This window comes from Pseudomonas veronii, from assembly GCF_001439695.1.
Taxonomy (GTDB): domain Bacteria; phylum Pseudomonadota; class Gammaproteobacteria; order Pseudomonadales; family Pseudomonadaceae; genus Aquipseudomonas; species Aquipseudomonas veronii.
Window position 1 is genome coordinate 1 of the sequence record NZ_JYLL01000070.1, and the last position, 2,442, is coordinate 2,442.

2 protein-coding genes are annotated in these 2,442 nt (G+C 53.7%); one reads left to right on the plus strand and one right to left on the minus strand.

Annotated features, from left to right (window positions below; all coding sequences use genetic code 11):
* Positions 1-32 precede the first annotated feature (32 nt).
* Positions 33-674, minus strand: coding sequence for a hypothetical protein (locus TU80_RS32525; protein ID WP_234427157.1), 642 nt, complete (start codon positions 672-674; stop codon positions 33-35).
* Between the two features lie 231 nt (positions 675-905).
* Here TU80_RS32525 and TU80_RS30955 point away from each other — a divergent pair, with 231 nt between their 5' ends.
* Entirely contained in the window at positions 906-2,279 is a 1,374-nt protein-coding gene (locus tag TU80_RS30955; RefSeq protein ID WP_057006139.1) for an IS1182 family transposase, read from the plus strand.
* The last annotated feature ends 163 nt before the right edge of the window (positions 2,280-2,442 follow it).

Below are 2,442 nucleotides of genomic sequence, written 5' to 3' on the forward strand. Positions count from 1 at the left end.
TCGGCCGATTCTGTTGAAAAAGTCGTACTCGCTTAGCCAAGGTGACCGCCTGCATCAATGAATAGCTTGCGGAGTTTTTTTCGAGCCGCCTCTGAAAGACGCGGTGAATAGCGTTGAAACTCTTCTTCGGCTGTGTCGGGCTTGCCGTTCATGGCCAATACAAACGCGTATGCAAGAGGATGTTGTATGTAGTTGTAGAAACCCAGGCCACCAGTCGACAAATGCTGCTTGACCCGCTCGAAAGCATCAGGCAGGTCGGCTATCGAACGAGCCTCGTTCCAAAACGATTCAGCTTTTGGAATTGCAGCCCGGAGGATATTGGGTGCGCGGGTTGCTATGACATCAGGTCCGTAGCTGCATGAGATATCAAACGCTCGATCTCGCACATCGAAAGTCAGATCAGGTCGTGCTGATTTTGACGTCCTGTGCCATTTGATTTCATTGCCGGAAAGATGGGGAACGAAGTCCAGTGACAGAGCCCATGACGGCGCTAGCGCGCCGCCTTTGCACTGCTCAAGGCGAAAGAGTTGGCGAATGGGAGCATTGACGCTACGAAGCCAGGACAGCGGGCCCTGAACTTCGAACCCTAACGGCTGTAAAAGTGATTCTACGGTTGGCGAAACAATTTCGTGGATTTGATCTATTCGCACTATTTCGAACGTTTTTCCCTGCATCGTCGGCCCCATGCCCAAAAGTAATCCCACTTCGACAACTACGGTCGTTGGTTCGACCTCAGATAATGGATGGAGTCTTCTTCATCTACATTCGGGAATCAAGGCACACGAAACCTCTCTCGGCGAACTGCCTTTTACATCAGCAGATGATGAACTGTCCTTTTGCAAAAGTAGCTCTCCTGATTGGTCTAAGGCAAAATCTGCCCGTCGGCCAGCGGGAGAGTACGCAGCATGATGGGACAGTTATCGAGTGGGCAGGATCGGCTGTTTTATTCGTTCAATCTTGAAGAACACATCCCAAAAAATCATCTCCTGCGTAGCATTGATCGGTGTCTCAATCTGAGCGACCTGCGCCACTACCTCGCCGATTTCTATAGCCCGATTGGGCGCCCTTCGATTGATCCTGAACTGATGATCCGCATGCTAGTCGTGGGCTATTGCTATGGCATTCGCTCCGAACGGCGCTTGTGTGAAGAGGCCCATTTGAACCTGGCGTATCGCTGGTTCTGCCGGTTGAGCCTTGAGGATGAAGTACCTAATCACTCGACGTTTTCCAAGAATCGACACGGCCGTTTCCGGGACAGCGATCTTTTTCGCTGGCTGTTTAATGAAGTGCTGCGTCGCTGCATGGACGCAGGTCTGGTCAAGGGGGAAGGCTTTGCCGTGGACGCCAGCATCATCAAGGCAGATGCGAGTCGGCAGCGCGGCGTACTTGGTGATGAGGAGGTTAACTGGAGCGACCCATCGCTCAGCACACGTGCCGTCCGCGAGTACCTCGAAGCACTCGATGAAGAGGCGCTGGCTGAAGCACTTCCCAAGCGCTTATCGCTGACTGATCCTTTATCCCGTTGGACTGCCGCCCCGGGCGGCCCAGCGTTTTTCGCTTACTCCACGAACTACCTGATTGATGTCGAGCATGGCGTGATCATGGACGTAGAACCGACACCGGCTCATCGAACGGCCGAGGTCGAGAGCACCAAAACCATGATTGATCGAGTCGAAGAGTTGTTCGACATCAAACCGGATCGCTTAATCGGCGACACCGCTTACGGCACAGCACCGATGTTGGCCTGGATGGTGGAAGAGAAAGATATCGAGCCGCATGTGCCGGTGTGGGACAAAACCGAGCGCAAGAACGACAGCTTTTCGAGTAACGATTTCCACTGGAATGAAGAGGCTGAGGAATACCGCTGCCCAGCTGGCAACGTATTACGCAGCGAATGGCGAGCCTTCAAGAACGAGCGTTCGCACGTCACCAAAGCCAACACCATCATCTTCCGATCCCGGCAGACCGACTGCGCTACGTGTCCGATGAAAGCCAAGTGCTGCCCGAACACATCATTTCGCAAGATCGCTCGCAGCGTTCATGAAGCCGCTCGTGATGTCGCTCGACGCATCGCAACGACGCCGGAATACGTGCGCTCTCGCCATGAACGTAAGAAGGTCGAAATGTTGTTTGCCCACCTCAAGCGCATCCTGAAATTGGATCGCTTGCGGCTACGTGGCATGAGTGGCGCGACGGATGAATTCACGCTGGCCGCCGCGGTGCAGAACCTGCGACGGCTGGCCAAATTTTCATCTCAAGGGCCACCAGTCACGGGATAGGTGCGCCTGCACCAAGCAAAAAACCTCAAATTAACCCAATAACAGAGCAGCAAAGGTCACCGAAGGGCCGAAAAACCACTCAATGTGGTGAGTAGGTTCTTCAGGGGTGGTCGTGTCTGAGTTCAGGCGAGCTGAAAATCCGACTTTTTCAACAGAATCGGCC

Bases quoted from the DNA above. Each gene is read 5' to 3' on its own strand.
- TU80_RS32525 (WP_234427157.1), bottom strand. From the start codon at position 674: ATGCAGGGAAAAACGTTCGAAATAGTGCGAATAGATCAAATCCACGAA.
- TU80_RS30955 (WP_057006139.1), top strand. From the start codon at position 906: ATGATGGGACAGTTATCGAGTGGGCAGGATCGGCTGTTTTATTCGTTC.